The 5,553-nt window shown below is 44.1% G+C and carries 6 protein-coding genes and 2 pseudogenes; 3 read left to right on the top strand and 5 right to left on the bottom strand.

The features are described 5' to 3' along the window. Both C6P11_RS05265 and C6P11_RS05260 read right to left on the bottom strand, forming a co-directional pair. Positions 1-1,195: pseudogene (locus C6P11_RS05265) on the bottom strand (glycoside hydrolase family 65 protein); the annotation flags it as partial. Positions 1,196-1,213: 18 nt separating this feature from the next. Then, entirely contained in the window at positions 1,214-2,536 is a 1,323-nt protein-coding gene (locus C6P11_RS05260; protein ID WP_135519235.1) for an SLC45 family MFS transporter, read from the bottom strand. Between the two features lie 222 nt (positions 2,537-2,758). Between C6P11_RS05260 and C6P11_RS11240 the strand changes: the two genes are divergently transcribed. After that, positions 2,759-3,349, top strand: coding sequence for a LacI family DNA-binding transcriptional regulator (locus C6P11_RS11240; RefSeq protein ID WP_245299786.1), 591 nt, complete (start codon positions 2,759-2,761; stop codon positions 3,347-3,349). Continuing rightward, a complete protein-coding gene (locus C6P11_RS11235; protein WP_348628391.1) occupies positions 3,350-3,691 on the top strand; it encodes a substrate-binding domain-containing protein in 342 nt (113 codons plus the stop codon). A gap of 44 nt (positions 3,692-3,735) precedes the next feature. Here C6P11_RS11235 and C6P11_RS11230 read toward each other — a convergent pair whose 3' ends face one another. Both C6P11_RS11230 and C6P11_RS11225 read right to left on the bottom strand, forming a co-directional pair. After that, on the bottom strand, positions 3,736-4,065 hold the full coding sequence (locus C6P11_RS11230; RefSeq protein WP_245299782.1) for a DnaA ATPase domain-containing protein: 330 nt from the start codon (positions 4,063-4,065) through the stop codon (positions 3,736-3,738). Between the two features lie 15 nt (positions 4,066-4,080). Beyond that, positions 4,081-4,341, bottom strand: coding sequence for a hypothetical protein (locus tag C6P11_RS11225; protein ID WP_245299781.1), 261 nt, complete (start codon positions 4,339-4,341; stop codon positions 4,081-4,083). A gap of 767 nt (positions 4,342-5,108) precedes the next feature. Between C6P11_RS11225 and C6P11_RS11485 the strand changes: the two genes are divergently transcribed. Next, a complete protein-coding gene (locus C6P11_RS11485; protein WP_135519232.1) occupies positions 5,109-5,396 on the top strand; it encodes an IS3 family transposase in 288 nt (95 codons plus the stop codon). Positions 5,397-5,453: 57 nt separating this feature from the next. Here the strand turns inward: C6P11_RS11485 and C6P11_RS11220 are convergent. Further along, positions 5,454-5,553 (bottom strand): annotated as a pseudogene (locus C6P11_RS11220) (uracil-DNA glycosylase family protein); the annotation flags it as partial.

Raw genomic sequence — 5,553 nt, 5'->3', positions numbered from 1 at the left:
ACAAAGCCCCAGCCAAGTCTTGTTGCTTAGCATTGTGGTAAGCCCCTTCGATTTGTTGATAACGGTACTTCAACAATGACTTCACGACAGCTGGATCAGTAACCCCTAGGTAAACTGGAATGGCAAACGCTTCCGTATCCCAATACGTCGCACCACCATACTTCTCACCAGTGAAGCCCTTTGGTCCGATGTTCAAACGCGCATCGTTACCATAATACGTGGCAAATAATTGGAATAAGTTGAAGCGAATGCCTTGTTGGGCCGCTTCGTCACCAGTAATCTGAACGTCGGCCTTTTCCCAACGTTCCGCCCATCCAGCCGCGTGTGCATCATACAAGTCGTCATAGGTTGCTGATGCAATGCTTGCAAAAATAGTGTCAGTTGCATGCTTAACAGCAGCAGCATCTGCATAATCACGTGAAGTCGTGACAATCACACGCTTTTCAATGCGCTGTGTTACCGCACCAACTTGACCCGCAAAAATGTTTCCAACTTGTTTGTCTTCTTGCACAACATCAATTGCTGGCAAATCCGACACAAATCGTTGCTGGGCCGCCACTGTAAATTGGGGCACACCAAATGGATTGGGCACAGTTCGCGTCATTAAGAACGCCGTGTCGTTGGTTACTTCTGCATCAAGCACGTCCCAGAATTTTTCATCATAATTTGAATCCTCATTGACGACGTCGCCATCAATCAATGCCGTCAACTGCACATCGTGGGTCTGCCCATCAATAGCTGTGAATGACCACCGCAAATCAGCCAGTTCCTTCGTCGCAACCGAGATGAAGCGATCGACTTGTACCCGCACACCGTTAACCGTAAATTGACGGTGCAGGACACCTGCTTGCATATCCAAAGTGACTTCAAAATCAGTGTAAGGTACCGTTGCTAAATCAACCGTGACCCCATCAATTTGAATAATCGCTTTCACAAAATTCAACGCATTAATCGCCTTACCGAAGTACTCTGGGTAGCCGATTTTCCACCAACCAACACGCGTCTTGTCAGGGAACCAAACGCCCCCAATGTAAACGCCTTGCATAGAGTCGCCGGAATATGTTTCTTCAAACATGCCCCGCATCCCCATATACTCATTCCCAAGTGACGTCATTGATTCTTGCAAACGCTTATCCGCTGGTTGCAACTCATGCGAGGTAATTGTCCAAGGATTAACTTCAAAAATTCGCTTCATGATATTCTCCTATTATTTTTAAACGTGACCACGGAGCAAACGCACCGCTGACAATGCTGCAATGATCAAAGCAATTGCAGAAACTAACAACATGTGTGGCATTGATGAACCCAACAATGGGAACAAGCCAAATGAGGCAACCGACGCCACAATTTGTGGAACCGTGATGGCCCCGTTGAATAGACCCAAATATGTGCCGTTATTCTTACCATCCAATGCATTCGTCAAAAATGTGAATGGATAAGCCAAAATTGATGACCAGGCAAAGCCGATTAACATGAATGACGCTAGCAAAGCCCATTGGTTATGAATGAACAAAATTGAGCCAAACCCAATGGCTCCAAGTAGCAAACTACCGCCATAAGCGAAGAACTCTTGCGCTGGCTTCACCTTCGTCAAAACCAAAGCCCAAAGTACGGCGCCGATTGATTGCACGGCACTCAACACACCGAACCAGTTACCAGCAGCTTGATAGCCGGCTGAATGAGCATCCGTAGCATGCCAAACTGTATCAGCAATCGCCCCAGTTCCATACGTCCAAAGGTATTGGAAAGCTACCCAGCTAAAGAATTGCACAACTGTCAGCTTCCAGAAAATACTTGGTGCGTGCCTCAACAAATGCATCACACTTTCTTTTGGCCCTTCTTCTTGAATACCGTGATACTTGGCATATGTTTCTGGATCATATTCCTTGACGTTAATCACCGCGATGATGGTCGTAATTATCAAAACAATCGCACCAACATAGAATGAAATCGCCACTGAATCAGGAATGACTCCTGGCTTAGCCGTGTTGGCCACGCCCATCGCCGTCAATGCGAATGGGAAAATTGATGCTAATACTGAACCAGCATTAGCCAAGAATGATTGCACTGAATAAGCATAGCCCTTTTGTTTTTCGTTAACCGTGTCACCAACGACCATTTTGATTGGTTGCATCGCCATGTTGAATGATGTGTCCATAAACATGATGGTGATGGCACCAAAGATCAACGCGATTGTTGCTTTAAAGCCCAAGTTTCCTGCGTTAGGCAATAAAAACATCACGATGGCTGACACAACCGTTCCGACAATCAGATAAGGCATGCGACGACCAAATCGATTCCATGTCTTATCTGATAAACGACCAATAATTGGTTGCACGAACAAGCCGGCAGTCGGTGGCAGGATAAAGAACCACCCCAGCGAGTGCGGATCAGCTCCCAGTGTTTGTAATAGTCGCCCCAAGTTTGAGCTCTGCAACGAGAACCCCATTTGTATCCCAAAGAACGCGAAACTCAACATCCAAATGGTATGTAATGGTAACGTTGGTAGCTTTTGACGAGTCTCCTCATTTGTCATTTTCGTTCCCCTTATAAACTAAATTGTGTTTTTGTTTGAAAATGTAAGCGCTTAATTTACGATTTTAACTATAACAGACCCTAAAATCAAATAAAAGTGTTTTTTGAAGTTACCGGTAACATCTTTGACTTCCCAGACTGCCCTTATCTCGTTCATATTTTTGTGTTGTGATGGAGATAGATTATTTTGAAAACGTTTTCGTTAGTTTTGAGGAGAATCATTATGGTTTCACTATTAGACGTAGTACGGGAAGCTCACGTCTCGAAAATGACCGTCTCACGCGTTCTCAACTACCCTGATCAGGTATCACTCAAGATTATTGCTGATGTCCAGAAAGTGATTGCCGAACTGGGGTATGTCCAAAACCGGTCTGGTCGAGCGCTTGCCAACAATCGGCACTATAATATTGCCTTCATCTTGTTAGATGATATCAATGAAATTGAACCATATTATGCGCATTTATTGCTGCATTTAACGGATGAATTACGGCAAGCTGGTTACACCTTAGAAATGCGGCACGATCGTAATTTTGATTTAACAAACGTGGATGGTTTCTTAGTCAGTGGCGCTCGCGGATCAGATTTTGAACTCTTGCAGAGTTTAACCGTTCCTGTCGTCATTTATGGTACTGAACCGGGGATCCCGTCAGTGGATATCGCCAATAAGGCCGGCACCCAGTTGGCGACCAACACCCTGCTCGACGCTGGTTATGCGCGCCTGATTTATCTTGGCATCGATATGCCTGAACCATTTGCTATTAATCGCGAGGCTGGTTACCGTGACGCGATGTTAACAGCTGGTCGGACAACTTAGATATATCATCTGCCAAATGATGAGCACGCAGCCCAAGCCTTTTTAGCCGGCCTAAACCTGTGTGGTAGCACCGGGATTGTGGCTGCGACAGACCGATTGGAATTAGGTGCATTGCGGGCTGGTCGTAGCCAGGGACTAACAGTGCCCACCGACTTAGGCATTGTTGGTTTCGATGGTATCTATGTCCATCAACTAGCGGAGTTGCCGCTTACGACGATCCAGCAACCACTTGCAACCATTGCCCAACATATGGTTGCTTTAATGATGAAGCAATTGGCTGGCGAAACAGTGACATCGGTTTACGTTGTACCAGAATTACTGCAAGGGGCCACAACTGCCTAAAAAAGCCGGTGAGACACAAAGTCCCACCGGCTTTTTGGCTATTGTTAGCCCACAAAAATATTCTTACCCAAACTCAACATTTGCAAGTACTCTTCAGATTCACCACCAATAATAAAGGCCGCATTACCTGATAGCACCGTCAACTTACCAGCGTGTGAACGGGCATAGACGCGATCAAATAATTCTTCTTGCAACTTAGCACGATTACCGGCCAATTGCTCCAAGTTTTCAATCACCAGGACATCGTAATCGTCATAACGATCCTTGAACTTTTGCGCCCCAACTTGACCACCACGTTGACCAGCTTCATAGTGTTCCATGAATTGTTCAACTTCAACGATGGTCACACTGGTATCGAACGCTTGGTTAATCAAGCGTTCACGGAACTCTTAATTTTCACTACGAACCAAAATCATCTTCAAATGATCATTGTTCATCACCTCAATCGCCGTCCACTTCCATTGACCTTGTACATCGTCAATATTAATGTCTTCATGTTTAACTCCTAATAACTTCGACAACACTTCAATTTGTTGATTCAACCCGGCAACTTGGGCCTTCAAATTCAAAATGACCTGCGATTGACTTTCTCGCCACTTATCCGACGTATGGGCACCATGATGAGCTCGGTCGTGAAATCGACGTGACATTGGAAATTGCGGTTACCTACCAAGACTAGACGTACATTTTCTTATCGCGGGCCTGCCAATTGCCATTAGCAGCACTCACACCAATTCGGGTCGCTAAATTCGCCCAAAACTTAATATCAGCTAACGAAACACTCCCCAATCTGATGACAGAACAAGTGTAGATACTAATTTAGTAAAGACGTCTCTGTAAGAGCTTCCTGCATAATGCTGTCACCAAATAAAATCAAGATAGTATCGTTGTTTAGAATAGGGTCCAACCTATCAAATTTGGTATCATCACTAGCAAATAAGTCAATATAGCTCTGATTACCCTGGGTATTATTTATCTAGTTCGATTTCTGCTCGTTTCATTTTTTCAATTATTTTTCGTTCTAGCAAATCTAACTGTGCTTTTGATAAATGGCCATCTTCACGGCCAAAAAATATTAATTTATTCCGTCAAGGCTTATTAACACGGATTATTCATGCACTAAATTTTTAACCACAGCTAGATCAGTAAAATACAATAAATCACCTTGAAACTGCCAGTACGTTGCCACCATCCGAGGTAATTGGTGCCCCATTGTCTGAAACTGCAACTAAATGGTTGCTAGGTAATACTTTTTGAGTCATAATTTTAGACGCTCCAATTTTTGAGTATTTGGTTTGTTTTCCACTAACAAAATATCATAAAAAAGAGCTCCTATGGTTTTCACCCAACGGGTGAAAGCGCAAACCCCGCTGAAACGGTATTAACTTGCTGTTTCAGCGGGGTTTTGTTTGTCTTGATGAATAATTCGGGTCAAAATTATGAGTATGTATCACGGTTGAAGACTAACCGTGTGTTCCAAAGCATGAGTCGCAAAGCGACATGCCTAGATAACGCAATGGCTGAGAGTATCTTCCACATCTTGAAGGTAGGAACGGTGCATAACAACCACTATCAAAGTTATGACGAATTAAAATCCTCCATAACTAACTATGTCTATTACTACAACAACAAGCGGATAAAAACAAAACTGGCCGGAAAAACTCCGGTTCAATACCGAAATCTTTCCGACCAGTTAGCCGCTTAAACTTCACTCCAATTTTTGGGGTTCAGTTCACCTGGTTATAAATCAGGTCGGCTTGTTTTATTTCTTTAAGATATCTGCGACACGTTTTTGTAGTGCGGGCACGACGTCCGTTTCAAACCACGGATTCTTGGCAAGCCAGATGTTGTTGAGTGGTGAT

The sequence above is a fragment of the Weissella confusa genome, assembly GCF_004766315.1.
GTDB lineage: Bacteria > Bacillota > Bacilli > Lactobacillales > Lactobacillaceae > Weissella > Weissella confusa_A.
Note: the sequence above shows the minus strand (reverse complement) of the source record. Positions and strands in the feature narration are given on the sequence as shown.

Bases quoted from the DNA above. Each gene is read 5' to 3' on its own strand.
- C6P11_RS11485 (WP_135519232.1), top strand. From the start codon at position 5,109: ATGAATAATTCGGGTCAAAATTATGAGTATGTATCACGGTTGAAGACT.
- C6P11_RS11225 (WP_245299781.1), bottom strand. From the start codon at position 4,341: ATGTCACGTCGATTTCACGACCGAGCTCATCATGGTGCCCATACGTCG.
- C6P11_RS11240 (WP_245299786.1), top strand. From the start codon at position 2,759: ATGGTTTCACTATTAGACGTAGTACGGGAAGCTCACGTCTCGAAAATG.
- C6P11_RS05260 (WP_135519235.1), bottom strand. From the start codon at position 2,536: ATGACAAATGAGGAGACTCGTCAAAAGCTACCAACGTTACCATTACAT.